Origin of the sequence: Bacillus capparidis (assembly GCF_017832095.1) — a bacterium.
Lineage (GTDB): Bacteria > Bacillota > Bacilli > Bacillales > Bacillaceae > Bacillus > Bacillus gobiensis.
In genome coordinates this window covers 195208-220107 of sequence record NZ_JAFDST010000001.1, presented here as the reverse complement: position 1 = coordinate 220107, position 24900 = coordinate 195208, and the positions used below count along the sequence as shown (strand labels likewise).

Below are 24900 nucleotides of genomic sequence, written 5' to 3'. Positions count from 1 at the left end.
TCCTCCACCCGTTGTTATTTCACGCCGGATTCAATGACCACTTCTTTATTCCGTGTCTCCATTTTTGCTTTTGCTCCCACCGGAATCGCGAAGTTTGGCTTTGAGTGGCCGATCTTAAACCCCATGATCGCAGGTCTATTTACACGGATTACATAATCATTGATCACTTCTTCAAGAGTAAGAGATTCTTCTCGATTCTTTGGCTCACAGCCGTTGAAATCACACACAAGAATTCCCGCAGCCTCTTCTAATTTTCCTGCCATATGTAATTGGTTCAGCATCCGGTCTACCCGGTATGGTTCTTCATCAATATCCTCGAAAAAAAGCAGCTTGTTCTTCGTATCGACCTCGTACTTTGTTCCTAATGTGCTCGTTAAAAGAGCCAAATTCCCCCCAATGAGCCGACCTTCAGCAGATCCCGCTGCCAAGACGGTTAATGGAGAAATCGTCTCGTCATACTTCAGTTGATCCAATTGAAAAAGCTGCTTGAACGACTCTTTCGTTAAGTCATGAACGTCTTCTTTTCCAATGTCAGAGCTGAGCATCGGACCATGAAAGGTGACAAGCCCCGTCTGCTGGTGAATCGCTGTGTGCAAAAAGGTAATATCGCTATATCCCCAAAATATTTTCGGATGTTTCTTCAGTAAGGAATAATCGATCTTTCCGGCGATTCTCCCCGTTCCGTAGCCGCCACAGGCACATATAATCGCTTTGATCGATGGATCCCGAAACATAGTGTGTAAGTCTTTCAAACGGCTCTCATCATCTCCGGCTAAATAGCCAAAACGTTGGCGAATGGAAGTACCCAACTTAACGTTTACCTCTAATTCTTCTAAAAACGATAACGCTTTGTTAAGCTTGCTTTCATTTGGAGGGCTTGCCGGTGCAATAATTCCGACAGTATCCCCTTTATTCAGCTTTTCCGGTTTTATCATTTTCAAATTTGATCTCCCCTTAAAAAATACCCTTAGTATACACAAAGAGATCGGCAAAAAGGGCGATGATTTTGTATATACGGGCAGATGAGTGTTCAACTGCCCGAGATACAATAGAGTAACTGTAATCTGATTAGGATGATTTTTCCGCCCACTTTAATTCAAGGTAACCGACAGGATGTCGGACGATCCCTTTGACACCTTCCGCTTCTAAGTTCACTTGATTGTAGAAGTGAATTGGAATGATCGGCATCTCGTCAAATACTAGTTTTTCTGCCTCATACATGAGCTGAAATCGTTTAGTCTCATCCGCTTCATTTTTGGCGTCCTTAATGAGCTGATCGTATTTTTCATTGCTCCAGCCGGTCCGGTTCATCGAATGTCCGGTCTGGAAGTTCTCGACAAAATTAATCGGATCGGCATAATCCGCTAAGAACGAGCTTTGCGAAAGCTGGAATTTTAATTTCTTTTGTTCAGCTGAGAAGACTCCCCATTCCATATTAGCAAGCTTTACTTCTACTCCAAGAACATCTTTAAATTTTTGCTGAATCGCTTCTGCCATTAGTTTATGCTGAGGAGTTGAACTATAGGTCAACGTAATCTCAGGTAGTTCAGAGTATTTTTCTTCTGTCATGCCTTCCTCGAGCAATTTTTTTGCTTCATCCGGATTATAGGTAATGAGATCTCCGCTTGTTTCTCTAAAATCGTTTCCGCTTGGATCGGAAAATCCAGGAGATACATAGCCTCTTGCAGGTTTTTCACCGTTTTTCGTAACATAGTCTACAATCTCCTGCTGATCAACAGCCATAGCAAATGCTTTTCTGATTTTTTCGTTTTGGAAAGGCTCCATCTTCACATTAAACCTGTAGTAATACAACCCAGCCTGATCATCTACTTTCACGTTATCCTGCTTAAGCAATTGCTCAGCCATTTCTGCGGGTACACTTGCCGTATCGAGCTCGCCGTTTTGGAACATTTGATAGTCGGTATTTTCATCATCTACCATTGCCCACGTAACCTCATCAAGCTTCACCGTGTCTTTGTCCCAGTACGTGTCGCTTTTCGCCATTTTTATGCTTTCGTTATGCTTCCATTCTGTCAGCTTGAAAGGTCCGTTTCCGACAAACGAATCATCTTCTGCAAACCATTCTGGATTTTCTTCATCAACTTTTTTATTTACCGGAAAAAAAGCCGGATTAGAGATGACACTCAAGAAATACTTCTGCGGGCTCGTCAATGTCACTTTAAGGGTCTTTGCATCCTCGGCTGAAACCTGAACATCCTCTGCAGAGCCTTTATCGCTGTTATAAGCTTCCCCGCCTTCAATAAAATAGCCTAAAAATGCTGAATCATATGCTTTTTCAGGGTCTAAAAGCCTTTTCCAGGCGTATTCAAAATCCTCTGCAGTGACATCGTCTCCGTTCGACCATTTGGCATTCTCACGAATTTTAAACGTATACGTTTTTCCGTCATCAGAGACTTCCCATTTTTCTGCGGCAGCTGCTTCAGGCTCATGGTTTTTCCCCAGGCGGGTCAATCCTTCCATAATATTATTCAGAGATTGCCAGGAGAGATTATCAAACCCTTTTGGCGGGTCATAGGATGTAGGTTCCTTTGTATTGTTGAGCCTCAGAACCTGCTTCTCCTCCGAGTTTCCTCCGCTATTTTCACCTGCCTGCTCATTTGCTGTACATCCTAATAAGGCAAAAGCAAACAGCAATACACTTAGAAAAACACTTAATCTTTTCAAAGAAATTCCCCCTTTTTCATTATCTATTTAAAGGCTTTCGCCTGCTAATAAAGTGTGGTTTTTACGGGCAGTTATCCCCCACCTAGGAATACTCGTTTACACTCAAAACCTTGAGGTGGGGGTCTTACTGCCCGTTAATACTGGATAACTGGACTGCCTTTGCCCGTTTGTCCTGAAGCCAGCAATAAACATGGTGATGATCTGACAAATAGGTTTCTACCGGATAAACCTTCTCACATACCTCCATGGCATAAGGGCATCTGGCGGTAAACGGACAGCCAGAAGGAGGTGAAAATAAATCCGGCGGTGTACCAGGCACCGGAATTAATTCCGCACCTTTTAGATCGAGCCGAGGCACAGAGTGTAAAAGACCTTTCGTATAAGGATGCTGAGGATGATAAAAAATCTCTCTCCTCGTTCCGGTTTCGACCATTTTCCCTGCGTACATTACGGCAATACGATCTGCAACTTGAGCGACGATACCCAGATCATGCGTTATTAAAATGATCGCTACGCCGGTTTCCTTTTGAATTTTTTTAAAAAGCTCAAGAATTTGCGCTTGGATCGTTACATCTAATGCCGTAGTTGGTTCGTCAGCAATGATAACCTCCGGCTCGCACATTAACGCCATGGCAATGACAATTCTTTGTCTCATTCCCCCGCTGAATTCGTGCGGATACTGTTTAAACCGTTCGTCAGGATTCGGGATACCTACCAAATCCAGCATAGACAATACCGCTTTTTTTGCTTCTTTTCTAGTTATCTTTTTGTGCTGAAGAACAGCTTCCATCAATTGATCTCCTACAGTTAATGTCGGGTTCAAGGCTGTCATCGGATCCTGAAAAATCATCGAGATTTCCGCACCCCGAATCGTTCTTATCTCTTTTTCAGACACTTGAGTCAGATCCGTTCCTTTAAATAGTATAGAGCCTTTCGTAATTTTTGCTGAATATGACGGCAAAAGCCCCATAATGCTTTGCGAGGTGACACTCTTTCCGCAGCCAGATTCGCCAACAATCGCAAATGTTTCCCCTTTATTCAGAGAAAAGCTGACTCCGCGGACCGCTTGAATCGTGCCTCCATAAGTTGTAAAAGTAACGTGAAGGTCTTTAACTTCGAGTACACGCTCCATATCATTACCTCCTTAATTTAGGATCCAGCGCATCCTGAAGCCCGTCTCCCAACACGTTAAAGGAAAACATTGTAAGTGAAATAAAAAATGCCGGAAAGAACAGCCTCCACCAATGTCCCGAAAGGATCGTAGGCAAACCATCATTCGCCATAACACCCCAGCTTGCAAAGGGGGCTTGGATTCCAAGTCCCATAAAGCTTAAAAAAGCTTCAGCGAAAATGGCACTTGGTACTGTAAGCGTCATCTGTACAATGATTGGACCCATCGTGTTAGGCAAAAGGTTTTTTCGAATGATTCGGAAGGTCTTCGCTCCAAATGTTTTTGACGCGAGGACATATTCATAATTTTTCAATTGCAGAACCTGGCCTCTGACAATCCTAGCCATGCCTACCCAGCCGGTGACTGTAAGCGCAACAATGATCGTGCCAAGCCCTGGTCCCATTAAAACCATTAATAAAATGACCACCAATAAATATGGCAGCCCGTACAATATTTCAATGATTCTCATCATGATATGATCCGTTCGTCCACCTTTATAGCCGGAAATGCCGCCATAAATCACACCAATGACAAAATCAATGATCGCCGCCATGATCCCGACAAAAAGAGAAACACGTGCCCCATACCACGTTCTTGTAAATACATCGCGCCCCAGCCCGTCAGTTCCAAACCAATGCTCAGCCGAAGGAGGTTTGTTTTGCTGGGTTAAGACTTGGAAATTTGGATCGTGCGGCGAGACGTGCGGTCCGATTATGGCCATAATGACTAATCCGGCTAAGACTCCAAGTCCCGCCATCGAGAGCTTATTCTTTCTCAATCTTCTCCATGCGTCACCCCAGTAGGATAAACTAGGCCTTCTAACAGACTCTGCTTCTGCACTGTCTTTTCTAACAGGGTTGAACCATTCATCAGGGATGTCTGTTGAGACTTGGTCATTGTGCTGAACAGGCATCGACATCGTCACTCATCCTTTCTTATGAAGCTTGATCCGCGGATCAAGAATACCGTAAGCAATATCAACTAAAAAAAGCATTACGATCAAAAAAATGCTGTAAAACACCGTCGTGCCCATAATGACCGGATAGTCTCTTGAATTAATGCTCTCTACGAAATATCTCCCCATCCCCGGTATCGCAAAAATTTTCTCGATAACAAAGCTTCCTGTTAATATTCCGGCGACAAGAGTTCCTAAAATCGTAATGACTGGCATCAATGCATTCTTTAGTGCGTGCTTAAAGACAATTTTTGCGGGCGATAATCCTTTCGCTTTTGCCGTTCGAATGTAATCCTGGGTTAAAACCTCGATCATACTCGAACGGGTCAGCCTTGCAATGATTGCCATAGGTCCAGTAGCAAGTGCCAGCGTCGGAAGCACCATATGCATAGGGCTTGTCCAAGTCGCCGTTGGAAATAGCTTATATGTTACTGCGAGCTGTTGAATCAGCAATGAAGCAAGAACAAAGTTTGGAATAGATATTCCCAAAACAGCGAAGGTCATCGCCAAATAATCGATGAACCCATTGTGTTTTAACGCGGCTATTACCCCTAGTAATATCCCGGAAACGACAGCCACTAACAATGCAAGCATTCCAAGCTCGAACGAGATCGGAAACCCTCTGCCAATCAAATCATTAACGGTTTGGGAAGGCTGTTTAATAGACGGTCCAAAATCAAATGTTATAAGTGATTTCATATAATCAAGATATTGCACGATTAAAGGCTGGTCGAGCTTGTAGTACGCTTCAAGATTTCTTTGAACGTTCTCATTGGTGTTTCGCTCTTCATTAAATGGAGAGCCAGGAATAGCCTTCATTAAAATAAACGTTAACGTTGTTATTACCCAAATCGTAAGAAGCATTGCGACCAGACGTTGTCCTATGTATTTTGCCAATTGTTATCCCGTCCTTTAACAAAAAGCCGTGTGCATCGCCAGCTCTGTCATGACTAGCATCGCTTTATAGGCTTCGAGGATATTCTCAGCCTGAAATTTAACTTTTGTCGTACCGCTGATGATTTCCGTTCCCGGCATCAACGCTGCCCATTCGGCTTGTCCGTAATTCGCAAATTCAATCGTTAATAGAGGATGATCAAGGGGAATTAAAGGCTGTACACTATTTCTGTTCTTTATCGCTTCTGCCGTTTTTTCCTTTAATAGCTTGCCTGACTGCTCAGGTGTAAGACTTAAGACAGAAGATCGGGAAATCGTTTCTTTTACAACTGCAGTTGTTACGTTTGGAATTAATTGCTCCGCCTCTAGAGCCGCTTTGTCATCTCCGGCAACCATTAAAACCGGTACCTCGTAATACCCCGCCACATAGGCATTAAATCCAAGCTCACCCACTTCAATATCATTAATGTAAAAATGCCGGACACCGAATATCATACTGTGAGACATTACACCTTTCATTGAGGCGCGGGCATGGTAGCCGATAAACATGGCGCCCGTATATGTATCGTCCAAGCACTGAACCATTGAAAAAGGCTTAACATCACCCGTTATCAGTTTTGCATCCGGGTGAAGCCGCTCAATCATCAGATTATTCATCTTTGAATGGCTGTCATTTACGATTACATCCTTGCAGCCTTGGTCAAACGCCTCCGCGATCACATGATTTGCCTCATCTGTCATCAATCGTCTGCCGCGCTCATAATTCAATTTGCGGCTGTCAACAAACGTGTCATCCCCTAATCCTGTAATCCCTTCCATGTCAACTGATAAAAATAGCTTCAACTCTATACCCCCCTAACACAAAACTTTTCTGAAAATATACAATGTTGCGATTATATTAATATTCTTACAAATTATATTGGAAAATCTCTTGGATTGCAAGGCTATTAGAAGATTTTTCCGCAAATCATGTTAGATTTTCTGACAAATTTTAAGAAAAATGATTACTTTTCATAAAAAGATCCACCTTTCCTTATTCATTTCTAAATCTTTATTGTCGGAGATTGATATTTTAAAAAAATGATATTGAACACATTTTTGTTGATCTGCTATTTCACTTGATCTGCCCGAGGGTAAATCTATCACGATCCACCAAAAAGCTATTAAATTATCCATTACTACTTTCCCAGCTGACTGCAAATGTAAAGAATCCCCTCAGACAGAAGGGATTCCTATTGGAATTGGCAGCTCTTATGCAAGATAAGCTTCATGAATTTGCTTATCATGGATCAGGTCACTGCCAACCCCTTCTAAAATAATTTGCCCTGTTTGCAATACGTATCCCCGATTCGCAATTTGCAGTGCTTGAAAGGCGTTTTGTTCAACCAGCAGAATTGTAACGCCTGCATTATTTAACTCTTTAATGATTTCAAAAATTTGTTCCACAATGATCGGTGCAAGGCCCATGGAAGGTTCGTCCAGCATTAATAAAGCAGGATCCATCATAAGAGCCCTTCCTATTGCCAGCATCTGCTGCTCTCCGCCGCTCATCGTTCCCCCTCTTTGATCGAGTCTTTCCTTTAATTTAGGAAAATAGTGAAATACTTTTTCCATTCTCTCCTCGATCAATTTTTGGCTCTTCACTGAAAATGCACCGATTCTTAAATTCTCTTTTACCGTCATTCTAGGAAAAATCCTTCTCCCCTCCGGAACATGGGCGATACCTAGGAGGGTTGTATCATGAGCAGGCATCGAGGTAATGTCCTTACCATTATACAGAATGCTTCCTTCTTTCGCTTTTACCAGCCCGCTGATTGTTTTTAAAGCCGTCGATTTTCCAGCACCGTTGCTTCCGATTAAGGTAACAATCTCACCTTTATCCACTTCAACATTCATTCCATTTAAGGCCTGGATCACCCCATAATAAGCAGACATGTTTTTTATTTCAAGAAGTGCCATTGTTCTACCTCCTATGCCAATTCCGCTGCTCCCTTGCCAAGGTAAGCTTCAATTACCTTCGGGTTAGTACGGATGTCTTCCGCATTGCCTTCTGCTATTTTTTCGCCATGATCCAAAACAATGATGTGATCAGAAATCTGCATAACGAGCTTCATGTCATGCTCGATTAATATGATCGTTATTTCAAGCTCTTCTTTTATTCGGTTAATTAATTCTGTTAATTCTCGTGTTTCCCGCGGATTCATCCCTGCTGCAGGTTCATCAAGCAGTAATACCTTTGGTTTAGTGGCCAGTGCACGGGCTATTTCGAGCCTTCGCTGAGCCCCATACGAGAGACTCCCTGCTTTTTCATTGTAATATTCCTCCAATCCTACGTATTGAAGGAGTTCATACGCATTTTTTTCCGCTTCATTTTCTTCCTTGCGAACGTGAGGAAGATTGAACAAAATCCCGAATATCCCAGCTTTCAGATGATTGTGCATACCGGAAAGAACATTCTCCAACACGGTAATTTCGCTAAATAAACGGATGTTTTGGAAGGTACGGGATATTCCTTTTTTAGATACCTCATGAGGCTTAAGCCTTGTAATCGATTCTCCATTTAAATGAATGGTTCCTGAAGTCGGCTGGTAAACACCTGTAATCATATTGAAAAAAGTAGTTTTTCCGGCTCCGTTTGGACCGATAACAGCTGTAATCGAATCTTTTTTTATATCCATTGAAACGTCTTTGTTTGCAACTAAGCCGCCAAATTGTTTCGTAAGCTTGTTAACCTCCAATATTCCCATGCTTGCTTCCTCCCGGGAGTTCTTTTTCGATCTTTTGAGTTTGAACTTCTTTTCCTTTAGAAAGGAATTTATTTTTGTCGTATTTGACATTTTTATATGGAATTAATCCCTGCGGTCGGTAGAGCGCAAATAGGATGAGCAGTCCTCCAAATATAAATCGCTGCATTTTCGAAGGAGACAATGCTCCCGGCAGTTGAAACGAACCGCTTTGGCTCATCTCATTAAACCAGCTTGTCATCTCAGTCAGCACTTGTGTGTTCAGAATCGTTACAACCGCTGCACCCAGAATGACTCCCGGTACACTTCCCATTCCACCTAAAAGCACCATGACGAGTACCGTAATGGACTCTAAAAGTGTAAAGCTGGTTGGATCAATAAACGCTTGCTTTGCTGCAAAAACAACTCCCATAAGGCCTGAGAAGGAAGCTCCGATTGCAAATGCCTTTAGTTTTGTTCTTACAAGCGGAATCCCCATTGCTTGCGCAGCAATCTCGTTTTCCCGAACAGCTTTCCATGAGCGGCCAAGCTTCGAAGCTTCAAGTCTTCGAACAAAAAATACCGTAAAAACAAGCAAAATTAGAACGATAAAATAGTAATCACTCGGAAACTTGATTTGGTAGCCAAATATTGACGGCGAAGCTATTGAAGTCAGCCCCATTGCACCTCTCGTGATATCGACCGGCTTATCAAGGTTGTTAAACACAATCCGAATGATTTCACCAAACCCTAAGGTTACAATCGCGAGGTAGTCGCCTTTTACCCGCAAGACAGGTATACCTAGCAAAACTCCGAATAGTGCAGCAACAAACACTCCGATTATGAGAAATATCCAAAAGCTTTCCCCCGAGAGCGGATAAGTTCCAAACGGCATAAAGTTTGCCGCTTGTGCGGTAGCAAAAATCCCGTATGTATAGGCTCCGACTGCAAAAAAGGCAATGAATCCAAGATCTAGCAGCCCTGCAAGGCCTACGACAATATTCAGACCTAATGCCATCGCGACAAAGATTCCTACCATCACGGCTACGTTCATATATTCTTGATAGGCAGGTCCCTGACTTGCCGAAAAAGGCAGAACGAGAACAAGGATCACCAGCGCTGCCGCCCATTTAATCCGATTGCTGAAGGAGGTAAGATAAAGCAGCAGCAACGAGAAGAGAATCAATAAAAATGATGTCACAGACCTTTGGGCGAAAAACAGACTTGCGCCAGTGACAGCTACGTAAAGAATGAGAAGGCCGCCTTGCGCTTTTTTGTTTTCTTTAAGAAGGTTTTTTATGTGTGTCATTTCTTTCACCTACACTTTCTCAACTACGGCTTTTCCAAATAAGCCTTCAGGTTTAAAAATTAATACGATGATTAAAATCGAGAAAGCAAAAACGTCTTTATATTCCGCTCCGAATACGCCACTTGTGAGCAAAGACAGGTTTGCGGCTGCGAACATTTCCAATACTCCTAGCAGCAAGCCCCCGACCATTGCGCCGCGGATGTTTCCGATCCCCCCGAGCACTGCGGCAGTGAAAGCTTTCAGCCCAAGAATAAAGCCAATATAAGGATCGATCGTACCATAATGGACTGCAAACAATACACCGGTTGCTCCCCCAAGTGCTGATCCAACAAAAAAAGTGATCGATATGACTTTGTTTACGTTGATGGACATTAGCGAAGCCGTATCCGGATCCTGAGCGACTGCTCTCATTGCCATGCCCCACCTCGTTTTGTTGACAAAAATTTCGAGTCCTACCATTAATATAATTGCTACTATTAGCACAACCAAAAAGGAAGTTTTTAATGATACATCGCCAAAAACGGATGAAATGGATGATGTTTGCAAATTGAAATTCCCGGGAAATATCGAAGGAGTATTCACGATAAAATTCCCTCTGCTTAACTCGGTAATGAATCGCACAATATCCTGTAAAAGAAATGAAACACCAATCGCAGTAATCAAAGTAATCAGTTTTGTTGCTTTTCGTAAAGGGCGGTAAGCGATCCGTTCAATGCCCATTCCTAAAAATCCTGTTGCCATACTTGTAATAAGCAGTATGAGTACGAGTGTGACAACGCCTGGCAGAACAGAGATCCACCCCAATCCAGTCATGGCAAGAAGTATAGCTGTGCCGATAAATGCCCCTGTCATGAAGATTTCTCCATGGGCAAAGTTTATAAGCTCTAAAATCCCATAAACCATCGTATATCCGAGGGCAATGATGGCATAAACAGCCCCGAGAGTAAGTCCGTCAATTAAAACTTGCGGCAGGGTTTGAAGTAAATGCTCCATACGCATTCTACCTTTCCGAATATCTTGTTTTTTTTAAAAAAGTGCTGAACAATAGCTTCTATTAAGAGAAAAAGAGTATAGGCGTGAAGACTATACCCTTTCTTTGATTCTTATTTTGAGATTTCCCCCTCTAATTTTGGAGGGTATGCAGCTTCTGCAAACTTGTAAATAAAGATTTTCGCGAACTTGTTGTCTCCTTTTTCATCAAAGCCAACCTCAGTCATTTCCCCTTTGTAATCGGAAACAGATCGGACTGCCTTTGCAACAACATCTTTTGCCGGAATCTCTCCGTCATTTTCTTTAATCGCATTTTCAATCCCTAACAGCATAACCTTCATAGAATCATAGCCATAGATCGAATATGATTCAGCGTCTTTATTGAACTTTTCTTTGTAGTTTTTCGCGAATTTCGTATCTGTTGAAACCCCGGCTACTGAAGTAATGTACGTATCTTTTACTGCGTCGCCTGCTATATCTACAAGGCTTGATGAATCAAGACCGTCTCCGCCCATAAATTTTGCAGTAATCCCTTTTTCACGAGCCTGTTTGATCAGCAGCCCGCCTTCAGCGTACAGACCGCCAAAATAAACAAGATCAGGCTTAACTGAAGCGACTTGGCTTAATACGCCATTAAAATCCTTTTCCCCAACTGTGATGCCTTCTTCACCAATAATTTCTGCGCCAAGCTCTTCTGCTTTGCCTTTAAAATTTTCGGCGAGTCCTTGTCCATAGGCCGTTTTATCTTGAATGATAAATATCTTGTTGACTTTAAGGGTTTCCATGGCAAATTGTGCACCGGCAGGACCTTGGAAATCATCTCTTGCGACGATTCGGTTTGCCGTTTTCAATCCCCTGTCAGTCACATCAGTAGCTGTAGCCGCAGGAGAAATCATTGGAATGTTGTACTTTTCGTAAACTTCAGATGAAGGAATGGTAACACCGGAATTTAAATGGCCGATGATCCCGTAAACGTCACTGTCAGAACCAATCTGTTCGGCATTCGCAACTCCTTTTTTAGGATCTCCCTGGTCGTCAAGCGGCTCAAACTGCAACGTATACCCCAGTTCTTTAAACTTGTCCTTTTCTTCATTTAAAGCCAGTTCAGAACCATTCTTCAAAGCATCTCCAAGCGTTGCGCTTCCGCCTGATAACGGAGACTGCGATGCGATTTTAATAACTTTATTAGATGAATCCCCTGATGCTCCGCTGTTGTTTCCGCACCCTGTAAGTGCAGCTATTCCTAAAGATGCTGTTACCAATAACGATAATGCTTTCTTATTAAGCATTGTTCCCCCTCCAAATCCATTGTTTTAAATTTACAAGCATATATGTAGGTCTTAAGGACTCCCTCCTATCCCTAAACAAAAGTAATCTTTTTCAAATTATAAAATTTCGTAGATTAGATCACACCAATTGTGAGAGATAATATGACAAAGTTTTTTGAATTTTATTATTTTTCTGAATAAATTACTGTTCGCCAATTGATAAAAGTATATATTTTACAATGCGAAAAATAGGGCATCCTAATCACACTAGGACTTTTTACGCCTATACATGAGTCTTACAGCCCGTTAGCGCAGGATGAAATTTAAATCTCTATGATTTCCAATCTTTTTTTTCTACAAATTCTGTTTTTTTTCGACAAGAAAATGTATAATGAAAATTTGTGAAGGAATTGGCTATATAAAGATGGAGGGTTTTCAAATGATAAAAAGAAAAAAAGATAAATTTTCATTGCTCTTAATGGAAATGGCAAAAATTCTTGATGAGACAGCGGAATACTTTGTTAACTATAAAGTAACCAATCTTACCACACTGAAAGAATTTGCTGATACTTTAAAGGAGTATGAAACGAAAGGCGACAATCAAGTTCACATTATCATTAAAGAATTAAACCAAGCATTCATTACACCGATTGAAAGAGAAGATATTCTTCAGCTGACAAATAGTTTAGATGATGTATTGGATGGAATCGAGAATTTTTCCGCTCAAATGGAAATTTATTCGATTACTTCATCTGACGAACATATTGATAAATTCTCAAGTAATATCCGAGAGTGCACGAAAGAAATCTTAATTACAATGGATCTGCTTTCGAATAACCGCCTAAAAGACATCCGAGAGCATGCGATCAAAATTAAAGAACACGAACATAACTGTGACAATCTATTTAGAAAATCGCTAAAAAATCTATTTGCTAAAGAAACAAATCCAATCAAAGTCATTCAATACAAAGAAATCTATGAAACGCTTGAGGAAATTGCTGATTCCTGCCAAAGCGTTGCAAATAACCTTGAAACCATCATTATGAAGAATGCGTAGAGTGTAAAGTCATGGATATTCTTTTTGTTTTAACCATACTTATAGTAATTTTCGCTTTAGCTTTTGATTTTATCAACGGTTTTCATGATACAGCAAACGCGATTGCCACATCTGTCTCAACAAAGGCGTTAAAGCCCCGCCATGCGATTATATTGGCTGCAGTCATGAATTTCGTCGGCGCGATGACCTTTACAGGTGTTGCAAAAACGATAACGAGTGATATTGCGGATCCTTTCAAGCTTGAAAATGGATCAGTTGTCATTCTGGCGGCTCTTATTGCTGCTATCACATGGAACCTTTTAACATGGTACTACGGAATACCAAGCAGCTCATCACATGCCATTATTGGTGCGATTGCAGGTGCAGTCATTGCTTCAGCAGGATTTGCAGCAATTAACTTTAAAGGGTTTCTTAAAATTTTACAGGCCTTGCTCTTTTCACCTATCCTTGCTTTTGTTATGGGATTTATCGTCTACAGCATTGTTAAGGTGATATTCAGAAACAGCAATCTGGCAAAAACAAACCAACGATTTCGCCATATTCAAATCGTTACAGCTGCTTTGCAATCATATACGCACGGCACTAATGATGCACAAAAAGCAATGGGGATCATTACGATGGCATTGATCGCAGGGAATCTTCACAGCTCAACCGATATTCCCTATTGGGTTCAAGTGTCCTGTGCTATCGCCATGGGGCTCGGTACGTCTGTTGGGGGTTGGAAAATCATTAAAACCGTCGGAGCAAAAATTATGAAAATTCGCCCGGTAAATGGGGTTTCCGCCGACTTAACCGGCGCTGCAATTATTTTCGGCGCAACCTTTATCCACCTCCCTGTGAGTACGACACACGTTATTTCTTCTTCTATATTGGGAGTTGGAGCGTCTCACCGGGTAAAAGGCGTAAACTGGGGCACTGCAAAACGGATGCTGATTACGTGGGTGATTACATTGCCGATTAGCGGAACGCTTGGAGCAATTGCTTATTATATCTTAAATATCTTTTTCTAAAAGATTAGATTTCTTTGCCGCCATAATAGGCGGTTTTTTTTATTCCAATTTTTCTTAAATTTTTCTGTTCAATTCTTTAAGAGAATGGTATAAATGAACTGGATAAACTATTTCATCCAACCCTAAATTCAAATTGGAGGCAGCAACAGATGACAACACATCCATCTTCAGCATTATTGAAGCTGTCCGTTATTTTATTCCTTTTTCTATTATTTGTATCTAATCCTGCTTTTTTGAGGGCAAAACCTACCGTGGACAAAAATCCGATCATTTTTGTTCATGGCTATGGAGGATCCGGTTCCAGCTTTGCCACGCTTCAATCATATTTGATCGATCAAGGCTGGAATAAGGATGATTTATATACGGTCAATTTCACAGACCATTTTGGAAGCAATGTAAGAAACGCGGCCGAGCTCTCCTATCATATTGAGATGGTAAAAAAACGGACGGGAAAATCCAAGATTGATCTTATTGCTCACAGTATGGGCGGGCTGAGTGTCCGCTACTATCTTGAGCATATGAATACGCACGATTCGATTGATCATGTTATTACCTTAGGCTCTCCTCATCACGGGATCCCAGGTGACAGATTCAAAGGCACAGACGGCGGAAATGAAATGGCTCCAACCAGCACGTTTTTGGCGCAATTAAATAAAAATGATGAAACTCCTGATGGATCAAATCGTGATCATATCATAAGATATACGTCCATTTATAGCAAAGGAGACAAAGTCGTTCCTTATCTTTCTTCCCCGCTTAAAGGAGCGAATAACATACAAGTTTCGAAACCCAGCCATGTTGGAATACTGTCAGACTCGCTCGTGATGTCTTACGTAGCAGAAGCCCTAAGATAGACATATAAGCTGTAAAAAACCCCACAGACATTTCTGTGGGATTCTTTTTTATATTTAATGTTTTTTCCTAAAAGAAACAAAAAGACTGACCGTATAACACGAATTTGGAATTAAAGTAATTGTGGCCTGTTAACACTATATTTGTGTTTTTCGGACACACCTTTTTTTACAAAATCCACAGTGGGAGTTAGCTTATACCTGGCAAAGAAGAACGTATAATTAAAAACTCTCTGATTTCCTGAGAGGATATTCCTGCCTCTAAGGCTTCACGTATTAATTCTATCCATTCTTCATCCAAATGCAATTGTCCTTCTTTACTCACCACAGGCACTCCTTTGCTGCTTTTTTGCATAATCATAACGCTTTGGGAGTGAATTTTATGTAACTCTTTGTCGATAGAAAAAAATTTTTCAAAGCTTGTTTTTTTTAAAAAAACATGCAGATTAAATAAATAACAATAAGCTAAGTGCCATCACTGCCATTCCGCCAATCAATCCGTAAATTGACATATGAGCCTCATCATATCGTTTAGCAGCCGGAAGCAATTCATCAAGGGATATAAAAACCATTATGCCTGCAACAGAAGAAAAGATTAAACCAAACATTAAGTCATTTAGAAAAGGCATTAATATCAAGAAAGCAAGGAGCGCGCCAATTGGTTCCGACAATCCAGACAAGAACGACAGCTTGAATGCCTTCTTTCTATCACCTGTGGCAAAGTAAACAGGGACTGATACGGCAATTCCCTCCGGAATGTTATGAATCGCGATTGCAAATGCAATTGCGATGCCGAGCCCCGGATCTTGAAGAGCAGATGTAAAAGTAGCTATCCCTTCAGGAAAGTTATGGATAGCAATTGCGAGCGCGGTGAATGTCCCCATTTTCAATAGCTCAGGATCTCTCACTACCGATTTTTCCGGCTTTTCCATATCCTCCACTTTTTTCAGCTCATGCGGATTTCCCTGCTTAGGAATAAATTTGTCAATCATAGCAATCAAAAGCATTCCGCCAAAAAAACCAGCCACTGTCAGCCAATTTCCTAATTGAACCCCCATTGATGATACAAGCGCATCCTTTGCTTTCACAAAAATTTCAATCATTGATACATAAATCATGACCCCAGCAGAAAATCCAAGAGTTAGTGATAGAAATTTTGTGTTTGTGGTGGATGTTAGAAACGCAAGAACACTTCCGATACCCGTCGCAAGGCCAGCGATTAATGTTAATAAAAATGCGACAATCAAATTTTCTGCCATCAATTATATCTCCTTATACAGGTTATTATGTGTAAAATATAAACCGTCTTAACAAATCATTCACAATTATTTCAAAAGGCACGAGAATATATCATTATTGATTTTTCGAAACATTTTTGCTATTTGCTTCTCAAGCGGTAAGGAAACCATTACAATAATCATATGTAATGACTATTTTAGGATGCAACTATTTTAACATTTATTATCTTACAAAGGGACTTCAATAAAAAATTCACCATAAGACAGAGTCAAGCTGAAAATCTGACGAGAGGAATGGAGAAAAAATGAGTGATAATCACTATTATGTAAACAGGCGTAAAATCCAGGAAACTCTTAATAAGACAGAAGATATTGCTGATTTTGTAATAACGAATAATTACATCGTGGTGAATCTAAAAACCGGAGAAAAGATCGTCATCAGCGGCAAGGAAGAATCAGGATTGCGATTTGATATATTAAAACAAGGCCATAAAAGTTCATAGCATTATTTTGTTGAAAGCTTTATGGTGAGACATTTAAAAGCATGATCTATCATTACGATTTCATCCTCTTCTGCTCAATCGTAATGGCTCCAGAAAAAAAACCCGACAAAGTCGGGAGACGGCCATTAAAACTCAATTTTAATTTGCCTAGAATCGGTGATTTTTTTCTTATCTTTGTCAAACAACCTGCTCTATCTTGAATCAGAATCTGCTAACAATTTGTCTATTTCAGCCGCAGCACGATCCAAACCTTCCTTGACGGATAATTTCCCTTTGAATATTTCACTTAAGTAGTATGTGTATACTTCTTCGATTTTGCTCCAGTTCTTGACCGGAGGCCACGAGAAGGCCTGATCAGCAGTTTCTGAATAAGGAAAGTGATAAGAATCCTGCATTGATGTAAATGTATCGACTGCCGCCTTATTCGTTGGTATTAATCCGCTTTTCGTCATGGTGAGCTGCGTTTCTTTTTCTGTCATCCATTTTAAAAAGGTCCAAGCTTCTAATCTGTGTTTGGTCCCCTTCATCATAACTAAATTTTCGCCGCCAATGACGTTAGCAGGTCCTTCATTATGTGGAAAGGGTGCAGGAACGGTCAGTTTCAAGGCTCGATTCAATTCCTCTTCACTTTGTAAATTGTAGTAAAACCAGGGACCTTCATCAACCATCAACATTTTTCCGTTCATAAGCTCGTCCCAATTTTCAATTTGATCCAAATTTACGTCGGAATATTCAGGAATATTAATAACATGTTCCTTGTTAAGTGATTTCAGTTGCTCTACCGCTTGAATTGTTCTTTCACTGTTCAAATAACCGGAAGTCTTACTGAACTTCTCGTCTGAAATAACCCCGCCAAGACTTTCAATATATGGTATTGTGTCCCAAGTATCCAACCCTCCGAGACCAATTGTATAGTTATGCTTGCGGGCAATCTTTAATACGTCATCCATTGTACTTGGAGGTGTAGAATATCCTGCATCTTTTAATAACTCTTGGTTAAAGATAGCCGCCTTCGTATATAAGTTAAGCGGAATGGAGTAATAGTCACCTTTATAATAGCCTGTTTCCATTGCTTCAGGTTGAAACCTTTGGCGTATACTTTTGAAATCCGGCAGCTCTGATAAAGGTTCAAGAAGCTCTTTATTTGAAAATTCGGCAATCAAGCCTACATCTAGCCTGGCAACATCCGGACCGCGCTTTGAAGATGTTTGGGCCACCAGGATGTTATTTAATTCTGAATTTGAAGCTAAATTAATCGACTCTACGTGAATGTTCGGATGTGCCTTTTCAAAAGCTGGAATGATATTCTGTTCAAGCAGATCGGTTTCTTTGTCGTTATATGTGTGCCAAAACGTAATGGACGTTTTTTGGTTCTTATGAAGCTTTTCAACCTCTTTTGGATTAGAGATCACTGACTGGTTTCCGCAGCCGGCAATTAATCCTATGATCAGAAAAATCGATATCCACTTGAGGGCCATTCTTAATTCCAACCTTTCTTAATCGATAGACATTCGTTTTTTATGGTGCTTTTCCCTGTATTCATGAGGAGTAGATCCAGCTACTTTCTTGAACACCTTACTGAAATATTTAACGTCTTTAAAACCTGCGGCCTTGGCTACATCGTAAATCCGGCTATCATTTTGCGTCAATTGCCGCTTGGCTTCCCTTATCCGCAGATCAATTAAATAATCAATAAAGTTTCGTCCGGTGTGTTTTTTGAAAAAGAGGCTGAAATAACTTCTACTTAGATGAACATACTCGGCTACACTCTGAAGCGTTAAATTCTCTCGATAATTAGCGGCAATATATTCGAGCGCCTTCGTGATTAATTGCCCATCTTGGCCGTTATTAGGCAATTTCGGAATAAAAGGCTTCGTAATTTCTTCCAAGTGAAAAATTAGAAGGGATACGAGTTGTTCCAATGTCTCTGTTCGTTTGAGTTGATCATGTTGTTCAGAAAGCAGAATGCCCGAATCCTCATACAGATCATATACTCCCTTAAGCAGGCTGCATGCTTCTTGTTGTACTTGTTCCGGATTCAGATCCCCGCTATTCCACCGTTTGAGTACAATTTCAATAGCGGATGAAACCGGATCGCCATTACGAATCAATTCATAGAAAGATGTTAAAACATTTTCACTATCTATTTCAGCATCCTTGATTTCAGCCTCTTTTTTTGCACCATCCATAATATATAGCTTACCCAGCCCTTCGAAAAAACGTCTGTGGCAGGCTGATTTGCTTTGCATGTATCCTTGGATAATGCATTCCTTTCCTTTCTTCCTCACAAGACCGATTGAAGTTGAAATGTTCCACTGTTTTTCCACTGAATCCTTCCACTGAAGAAGCTCTTGCTCAGATTCACCATTGTTATCAGGGAGAATTAAAAACATGCCCGTTTCAGATACTATCAGTGCCATACCTGTATCTATCTTATTATAGAAATCTTCTTGCAAATCCTCTAACAGGACATTCACATAAAGATATCCTTGATTTTCTCTCCATTCTTCGGCATGATCCAACATAAGATAAATACAGTCATATGTTTTTTCCAACCAATGTGGTGCCCAGATCATTGGCAATTCAGGACTACGTTCCTGAACGATCAATCTTTTGATTTCATGCTCTACCTTTTTTCGTTCCAGATAGATTGCTCCCTCTTGATAATCATTCATCTCACGTTCTAATTTCTGTTCTTTCTCAAGCATGGAAATACATCTCCGAAGGACAGAAAGAAGATCTTCTTGTTTCAAGGTTAGCTTCAATAAATAATCGACAGCCCCAAGTCTCATCCCTTCTTTGACGTATTCAAAATCGCTGTAGTTGCTGATCATGATTACTTTTATCGAAGGATAGCGTTTTAATGCTTGCTCCATAAGTTCAATCCCGTCAATTATCGGCATTTTAATGTCGGTGATGAGAATATCACAGGGGCTTCTATCCAAAGCATCCATTGCTTCCTTTCCATTAGCGTAATGGTCTTCAGCTTGCATACCTTCCTTTTCCCAATCAATAATGGAAGCTATCCCTTTTCGAATGGCAGGCTCGTCATCTACAATAAGAACTCGATACATGATTATTCCCCCTGTTTGCTAATTCTAGTAGCAGATTTCATAACGTTTTTCAATACAATACATACTTCTGTTCCTTGATCTGGTGTACTTGAGATCGACCATTTCCAATCTTTTGTATAATAAAGCCTCAGCGTATCAAAGATATGGCGGAGCCCAATTCCGATTTTTCCCTTTAAGGCGGCCTCCGGATCGTTTAATATCTTCAGCTTCTCTTTTTCAATACCTACGCCGTCATCCTTGATAAGAAATTTCAAGTCACCTTCACTTAGACGAATTCGTATAAAAATTAGGCCGTCCTTATTTTTCGGCACAATGCCATGAAATATGGAATTTTCCACAATAGGCTGCAACAGCATTCGGGGAATGATGAATTTCTCTGTACCCGATTCAACATCTAAATCCAAGTGGAATGTTTTTTCGTAACGAAGCTCTAATATCGTCAAATACTTCCGAATAATGTCCAGTTCTTCTTCAACGGTTATCATGTTTCCGCTTTTGCTCATATTTGCCTCTAACAAGTGGTTAAGTGCCGATAAAACATGAGAAGCACGATCGTTTTGATTCGAATGAATAAGCCAGCGGAGTGTGCTGAGTGTGTTATATAAAAAATGAGGATGTACTCTATGAATGACAGCACGAAGCTCCGCATGATGCTTCTCACTCTGTTCTTCCTCTACCTGTTGCATTAAAAGTTCGATTTTATCAAGCATTTTATTAAATTGCATACTTAAAAAACCAATTTCATCTGATGATTTGACGGGCGTTCTAACTTTTAGTCTCCCTTGCTGTACAAGCTGCATACTCTGGGTTAGTTTTTTTACTGGGCCCGTGACCCAACCGGCAATAATAAGTCCGATACCGATAGCTATCAGCGAGAAAATAGCCGGAGAAAGAAATATCCAAGATTGCAGCCTGTCCAACTGACCGCTGATTTCATGAATCGGGACCGTACCAACAATTATCCAGCCATTGCTTAATAACTGCTTTACACCGTAATAAGGAACGCCATTAACGTCATATTCGAATTCTGCTGCATTCCCAGACACAATATGTCGATATAACTCAGGATTGTCCACTTTTTTATTTATCAAATCGAGATTAGAATCAATCATGATCCTTCCTTCGGTATCGACGACGAAAAATTTTCCAGTTTTACCCAGATTTAATTGGCTGATCGTGTCCAAAATCGAGCGGCCATCTAAATGAACCTGTACGATCCCTATATTATTCAGAGTTTCAAAATCCTTTAGAACCCTACCCATTGGCAGAACTAAATCTGTATTGGCACTCCCGCCTTTGAAACGGTCATACTGAAGCCCCTGCCAAACCAATTCTCCGTTCTTTCGTTTGGCTTCCTTTACAAGCTGTTGATTGGAAAAATGCCCTTTCTTAAGCCTGGCTTCAGAAAAGGTGCCGCTCCCCCATCCTTCTCCTTTCTCGTTAAAAATGTAACCGATACTGACAAAGGAATTGGAATAGACCAAATTGTTTAGTAAGCTATTTATATATTGGGAATTCTCTCCTTGTTCGTATGAGGAACGTTCATCCAATTGTAAAACGGCTTGTTGAATCTTCAAATCGCTGCTAATGAAATCTGAAGTATCTATCCCCACGTTTAAGATAAAAGATAGAGATTCCGCGGTCTGTTTCGTGATTTGTATAGTGGACTCCCTTACGTTCTTCTTCAAAATAGTATTTGATTCCCAATAGAAAGACAAACAAGTAAAAAGAATCGGAATGAGAATTAGAAGAAGAAAGGGTACGATTATTTTAGTTGAAAAGCTCCAAGTTGTAAAAAATTTTCTGGACATAACACCCCACCTAGTTCAAATCTTTCTTTCACCATTGTACAGGTATAGACACGTATTCTACCAATGCAGGATATGGAAATTAATATCCCTATTCTTCATATCCAGATAACACCTTATTGTTTTTTCTTACAAACTTCATAAAATATCCCATTTTTACAATTAATTCAATAAAAAAGGTGCCTTGGTGTTCTTTTTTTACAATATATCCATATATAAGAGAGTATTAAAATGCAATAAAGCATTAAAGACTATAGTCCTTTAGTTCGTACAGGCTATTTTTTCCCATATTCAACCACGATTACATTAAAAATCGTAAAAAATTTACCTGTTAGATAAACAATGCCCTAATCCTTTAGTCACGCTAAATTAGTTCTGTTAAATCGTAATATTGAAACTATTTTTATTCTTTTGAAAGCGCTTATCAATTTAATAGGATTTAATCCCCATTGTTCTTGTCGAATTTTGTTGCTAATTTTGAATAGGCGTAACGCAATATATCTATTTTTACTATTTTTTTAGTTAACTCCTTTTCTTGGAGTTTTCTATAAAAATTTTTTGTAAAGTCGGTGATAAATAAAAACGAAATGAACTAGTGAAAACGAGAAAAATGTTGCCGTAGACCGTATCTCTCAAAAATGTATTACAAAAAAAGAATAGTTTGAGGTGTTTTTGTGTTAAAAGTAAAGAAATCACTCAGAGCATTATTCGTAGTAACTATCGTAACAATTGTCGCATTAACTTCCAACATTAACGCAGCATTTGCAGCAGAGCCAGATCCAGACACTCCGCTGAATCAGGAAAACTTGCAAAAGCTCTCTGCCACAGAAGTTAAAAAATTAGAAAATGGTGTCCAATTTGATCTGGGAGAATATAATGCTTTTATTCGTATTTACTCTGAAGATCTAGTAAAGGTTTCCGTGTTAAAAGATGGCCAAGAGGAAAAAGATTCTCCAGCTATTCAAAAGAAAGATTGGAAGACACCTAGATTTAAAACTACCGATGGCGAAAATGAGTATACGATTTCAACTAAAGAACTCACAATTAAAATCAGCAAATCGCCTTTTGGTGTGAAATTTTTAGACAAGCAAGGTAACGTGATCAACGAAGATTACATGAAAAATGGTGCAAGTTCCGGTTACGAGAACGGAAAGCCTTACGTTTACAAAAAAACGTCCAAAGATGAGAACTTTTATGGATTTGGAGAACAAACAGGCAGTACGTTAAATAAACGTGGTAAAAGTTTGGGCATGTGGAACATGGATTCATATGGATATACCAATAAAACAAAGTATGTTTATGCTTCCATCCCATTCTTTATGGGCCTAAAAGATGGGAAAGCATATGGAATTATGTTCGACAATTCACACCGCTCTTATTACGAAATGGCAAGCAAGTCTGACGATTACTACTATTTTTATGCAAATGGCGGTCCGTTAACTTACTATTTTATGAATGGACCTGAAATTTCCGACGTTCTTGAACAATACACAGAATTAACTGGTAAGATTAAGCTTCCGCCAGAATGGTCTTTGGGTCTCCAGCAAAGTGCATGGGCTTATACGCCAGAACAACTTGTTGACATTGCCAAAACTTATCGTGATAAAAAGATTCCGCTCGATACGCTGAATTTTGACATTGATTATATGGATGGATACAGAGTCTTTACGTGGAGCGACCGATACAAGAACGCTTTTAAAGAAATTGAAAATATGAAAGGCCTTCACACTGTAGCCATTAATGATCCAGGTGTCAAAAAAGATGAAAATTATTCCATTTATAATGAGGGAATAGAGAATAACTACTTTGTGAAACAATCAGACGGAAAGCCTTATATCGGTCCTGTCTGGCCAGGAGATTCCGCATTCCCTAACTTTTTGAATAGCGATGTGAAGAACTGGTGGTCTGACCATATTGCCTCCTCCCTTCTGAATGAGGGTGTTGATGGTATTTGGAATGATATGAATGAACCAGCTGTATTCAATGACGCTGATGGATATTTCCACACGCTGCCGCTCGATTCATATGGAGAAGATGATCAGAACAACAAGGTGCTTCATTCTGAATTCCATAATCTATATGGACACTTAGAAAATGAAGCAACTTATGATGCTTGGAAGAAGAGCAAGCCAAATGAAAGACCATTCATCTTAACTCGTGATATGTTTGCCGGATCCCAGCGTTATGCTGCAATTTGGACAGGCGATAGTATGAGTACTTGGGAACATTTACAAATGTCTCTACCAATGAATATGAACCTTGGTCTCTCCGGAGCATCTTTTGTCGGAAATGACATCGGTGGATTTGGCGGCCAAGCAAATTCTGAATTATTCGCTCGCTGGATCGAACTAGGCTCATTCTTGCCGTTTGCACGTGTTCACTATGACCAGTGGAGTGATCGAAACTATCATCAGGAGCCATGGTCATTCGGAAAAGATGTAGAAAATATCAGCAAAAAATATATTGAAATGCGCTATCAGCTCATGCCTTACCTATACAATGCATTTAAAGACGCTTCTGAAACTGGTAAACCAGTTCAACAGCCGCTTGTCTATCATTATCAAGAAGATGAGAACACTTATAATATTAGTGACCAATTCATGTTCGGTGACTCTATGATGCTTGCACCAGTTGTTGAAGAAGGAAAAACGAGCCGTGAAGTTTACCTACCTGAAGGCGAAACATGGATCGATTACTGGACGAAGAAAGAATACGAAGGCGGTCAAACGATTTCTGTCGACGCTCCGCTTGATCACTTGCCAATCTTCATGAAAGAAGATTCAATTGTGCCTACTCGTGAAGTTCAGCAGCATACGGGTGAAAAAGATTTAACAAACCTTGTGCTCGATACTTACGTAGATGATGAAGCAAGCTATAGCTTCTATGAAGACGATAGCAAATCGCTTGATCATGAAAAAGGTGAATTCGATGTAACGAACTTCAACATTGAACAAAAACGAAACAAAATCGAATTCTCGAAATCACTGGAAGCTGATCATTTTGATTCTAAAATTGAGCAATATACAATTAAGCTCAACAATGAAGAAGCTCCGGAAAAAGTACAGGCAGGCGGCAACAAATATCAAAAGGTTAACTCTTTAGATGACCTGACAAATACAAAACGTTCCTTCTTCTACGATGAAAAGACGAAAACAGTCTATGTTAATATTCCTGTAGAAGAAAAGAAAAAAGTGCAAGTGAACTTCAACAACAAAGTGGAAGTGAACGCCAATTTAACAAATAACTAATCACTCTTGTGATATGTTCCTGTTAAATTATTAAAACTCATAAAAAGCTTAAATTCGACTAGTTTATCTAGTTCGAAACTAGGCATAAAAAGGAAACTTGGCTTTCGCTAGTAGTA

21 protein-coding genes are annotated in these 24900 nt (G+C 40.1%); 5 read left to right on the top strand and 16 right to left on the bottom strand.

Annotation, left to right across the window (positions count from 1 at the left end; translation table 11 throughout):
• Window positions 1–14: 14 nt before the first annotated feature.
• The 11 genes from JOC74_RS01120 to JOC74_RS01070 form a co-directional block, all read right to left on the bottom strand.
• A complete protein-coding gene (locus JOC74_RS01120) occupies window positions 15–935 on the bottom strand; it encodes a S66 peptidase family protein (protein WP_053605971.1) in 921 nt (306 codons plus the stop codon).
• A 133-nt stretch (window positions 936–1068) separates the two neighbouring features.
• A complete protein-coding gene (locus tag JOC74_RS01115; RefSeq protein WP_053602565.1) occupies window positions 1069–2685 on the bottom strand; it encodes a peptide ABC transporter substrate-binding protein in 1617 nt (538 codons plus the stop codon).
• Window positions 2686–2809: 124 nt separating this feature from the next.
• Window positions 2810–3817: an ABC transporter ATP-binding protein gene (locus tag JOC74_RS01110; protein ID WP_053602564.1), complete on the bottom strand. Its 1008-nt coding sequence runs from the start codon at window positions 3815–3817 to the stop codon at window positions 2810–2812.
• A gap of 4 nt (window positions 3818–3821) precedes the next feature.
• Entirely contained in the window at window positions 3822–4775 is a 954-nt protein-coding gene (locus JOC74_RS01105) for an ABC transporter permease (RefSeq protein ID WP_053602563.1), read from the bottom strand.
• 6 nt (window positions 4776–4781) lie between these two features.
• Window positions 4782–5708, bottom strand: a complete 927-nt coding sequence (locus JOC74_RS01100) for an ABC transporter permease (protein WP_053602562.1) — start codon at window positions 5706–5708, stop codon at window positions 4782–4784.
• A gap of 15 nt (window positions 5709–5723) precedes the next feature.
• Window positions 5724–6548 carry a D-aminopeptidase DppA gene (dppA, locus tag JOC74_RS01095; RefSeq protein ID WP_053602561.1) on the bottom strand — a complete coding sequence of 275 codons (825 nt, stop codon included), beginning with the start codon at window positions 6546–6548 and terminating at the stop codon, window positions 5724–5726.
• A 408-nt stretch (window positions 6549–6956) separates the two neighbouring features.
• Entirely contained in the window at window positions 6957–7664 is a 708-nt protein-coding gene (locus JOC74_RS01090) for an ABC transporter ATP-binding protein (protein ID WP_053602559.1), read from the bottom strand.
• An 11-nt stretch (window positions 7665–7675) separates the two neighbouring features.
• Entirely contained in the window at window positions 7676–8452 is a 777-nt protein-coding gene (locus tag JOC74_RS01085; RefSeq protein ID WP_211086018.1) for an ABC transporter ATP-binding protein, read from the bottom strand.
• Complete coding sequence (locus JOC74_RS01080; RefSeq protein WP_053602557.1) at window positions 8433–9737, bottom strand: branched-chain amino acid ABC transporter permease; 1305 nt, start codon at window positions 9735–9737, stop codon at window positions 8433–8435. Before JOC74_RS01080 ends, JOC74_RS01085 begins: the two co-directional genes overlap by 20 nt.
• Before the next feature lie 9 nt (window positions 9738–9746).
• Complete coding sequence (locus JOC74_RS01075; RefSeq protein ID WP_053602556.1) at window positions 9747–10730, bottom strand: branched-chain amino acid ABC transporter permease; 984 nt, start codon at window positions 10728–10730, stop codon at window positions 9747–9749.
• 110 nt (window positions 10731–10840) lie between these two features.
• Window positions 10841–12016: a branched-chain amino acid ABC transporter substrate-binding protein gene (locus tag JOC74_RS01070; RefSeq protein WP_053602555.1), complete on the bottom strand. Its 1176-nt coding sequence runs from the start codon at window positions 12014–12016 to the stop codon at window positions 10841–10843.
• Window positions 12017–12434: 418 nt separating this feature from the next.
• Between JOC74_RS01070 and JOC74_RS01065 the strand changes: the two genes are divergently transcribed.
• The 3 genes from JOC74_RS01065 (at window position 12435) to JOC74_RS01055 (ending at window position 14916) form a co-directional block, all read left to right on the top strand.
• A complete protein-coding gene (locus JOC74_RS01065; protein ID WP_053602554.1) occupies window positions 12435–13052 on the top strand; it encodes a DUF47 domain-containing protein in 618 nt (205 codons plus the stop codon).
• Between the two features lie 11 nt (window positions 13053–13063).
• Window positions 13064–14062 (top strand): inorganic phosphate transporter, encoded by a 999-nt coding sequence (locus JOC74_RS01060; RefSeq protein WP_053602553.1) that lies wholly within the window; start codon window positions 13064–13066, stop codon window positions 14060–14062.
• A gap of 149 nt (window positions 14063–14211) precedes the next feature.
• Complete coding sequence (locus JOC74_RS01055) at window positions 14212–14916, top strand: esterase/lipase family protein (RefSeq protein ID WP_053602552.1); 705 nt, start codon at window positions 14212–14214, stop codon at window positions 14914–14916.
• Window positions 14917–15103: 187 nt separating this feature from the next.
• Here the strand turns inward: JOC74_RS01055 and JOC74_RS01050 are convergent, their stop codons facing one another.
• Both JOC74_RS01050 and zupT read right to left on the bottom strand, forming a co-directional pair.
• On the bottom strand, window positions 15104–15238 hold the full coding sequence (locus JOC74_RS01050) for an anti-repressor SinI family protein (protein ID WP_225970327.1): 135 nt from the start codon (window positions 15236–15238) through the stop codon (window positions 15104–15106).
• A gap of 121 nt (window positions 15239–15359) precedes the next feature.
• A complete protein-coding gene (zupT, locus tag JOC74_RS01045) occupies window positions 15360–16172 on the bottom strand; it encodes a zinc transporter ZupT (RefSeq protein ID WP_053602551.1) in 813 nt (270 codons plus the stop codon).
• 284 nt (window positions 16173–16456) lie between these two features.
• Between zupT and JOC74_RS01040 the strand changes: the two genes are divergently transcribed.
• Complete coding sequence (locus JOC74_RS01040; protein WP_053602550.1) at window positions 16457–16654, top strand: hypothetical protein; 198 nt, start codon at window positions 16457–16459, stop codon at window positions 16652–16654.
• 191 nt (window positions 16655–16845) lie between these two features.
• Here the strand turns inward: JOC74_RS01040 and JOC74_RS01035 are convergent, their stop codons facing one another.
• Genes JOC74_RS01035 through JOC74_RS01025 form a run of 3 tightly spaced genes read right to left on the bottom strand, consistent with a single transcriptional unit; the run spans window position 16846 to window position 21539 of the window.
• Window positions 16846–18132, bottom strand: a complete 1287-nt coding sequence (locus JOC74_RS01035) for an extracellular solute-binding protein (RefSeq protein WP_053602549.1) — start codon at window positions 18130–18132, stop codon at window positions 16846–16848.
• A gap of 18 nt (window positions 18133–18150) precedes the next feature.
• A complete protein-coding gene (locus tag JOC74_RS01030) occupies window positions 18151–19728 on the bottom strand; it encodes a response regulator transcription factor (protein ID WP_053602548.1) in 1578 nt (525 codons plus the stop codon).
• 2 nt (window positions 19729–19730) lie between these two features.
• The gene (locus JOC74_RS01025; RefSeq protein WP_053602547.1) at window positions 19731–21539 is read right to left on the bottom strand and encodes a sensor histidine kinase; all 1809 of its coding nucleotides are present in this window, start codon (window positions 21537–21539) and stop codon (window positions 19731–19733) included.
• A gap of 671 nt (window positions 21540–22210) precedes the next feature.
• Between JOC74_RS01025 and JOC74_RS01020 the strand changes: the two genes are divergently transcribed.
• Window positions 22211–24784, top strand: coding sequence for a glycoside hydrolase family 31 protein (locus JOC74_RS01020; protein WP_053602546.1), 2574 nt, complete (start codon window positions 22211–22213; stop codon window positions 24782–24784).
• Window positions 24785–24900 lie beyond the last annotated feature (116 nt).